The sequence below is a fragment of the Bradyrhizobium sp. P2_E8 genome, from assembly GCF_056403875.1.
Genome location: NZ_JBFUES010001889.1, coordinates 1 through 569, shown reverse-complemented (window position 1 = coordinate 569; position 569 = coordinate 1). Strand labels below are relative to the sequence as shown.

At 67.4% G+C, this 569-nt stretch carries 1 protein-coding gene; it reads left to right on the top strand.

The genetic code is table 11. From position 1 onward, the window contains the following. Positions 1 to 52: 52 nt before the first annotated feature. A partial coding sequence (locus AC1D00_RS44540; protein ID WP_477015134.1) for a tetratricopeptide repeat protein occupies positions 53 to 569 on the top strand: 517 nt, incomplete at its 3' end.

Genomic DNA, 569 nt, shown 5'->3' with positions numbered 1-569 from the left:
GTCTATTGCTGGCGCGTTCGGCTCGATCCATCCGCGCGAGAGTCAAAGCGTCATGCGTCAACAGTTCAGTCCTGCCCGGCTTCTCGCATCTGCCTCGCTCGTCGCGGTGGTGGCCATGAGCCTCGGCGGCTGCACGGCAATGTCAAAGCTCTCCGACGTGACCGGCTCGATCGGGTCGCGCGCGGAGGCCCCTCCCAGCGATCCCGCGCGCGCCGCCGAAGTCTATGGCGAGCGTTATCGTGCCAATCCCAAGGACACCGAGGCGGCGCTCGGCTATGGCCAGGCCTTGCGCGCCAACGGCCAGCGCGCCCAGGCCGTCGCCGTCCTCGAGCAGGCGACCATCGCCAATCCCGGCAACAAGCCGCTGCTCGCCCAGTACGGCCGTGCACTCGCCGACAACGGCAATTTCCAGCAGGCCTTCGACGTGYTGTCGAAAGCGCATTCTCCCGACAATCCGGACTGGCGCCTGCTCTCGGTGCAGGGCACGGCGCTCGATCAGATGGGTCGTCACGAGGAGGCGCGCTCGTATTATGCGAGTGCGCTGAAGATCGCGCCGGGCGATCCCGGCG